Source organism: Streptomyces sp. ATLC9 (assembly GCF_057196705.1).
Genome location: NZ_JBXUOY010000658.1, coordinates 1 through 223, shown reverse-complemented (window position 1 = coordinate 223; position 223 = coordinate 1). Strand labels below are relative to the sequence as shown.

Genomic DNA, 223 nt, shown 5'->3' with positions numbered 1-223 from the left:
CATACGAGAGGTGGGGCGCGTCATAACCGGCATCCAGCACGATGAGGATCGTCTTGTTCCCCGGCTTCCAGTGGCCGGCCTCGATCAACCGCTGGACCACACCGCGCAGTTAGGCTGCGGCCACGGTGACCGCGTCGTCGGCCGGGCCCAGGCGAACGGCGTCAAGCAGGGCGCACCAGGAGGTGCGGCCGGTCTCCAAAGCGGCGACGAAGGAGTACGGCCA

1 pseudogene is annotated in these 223 nt (G+C 68.2%); it reads right to left on the bottom strand.

What is annotated here, in order from left to right:
- Positions 1 to 223 (bottom strand): annotated as a pseudogene (locus AC2CJA_RS27525) (transposase); the annotation flags it as partial.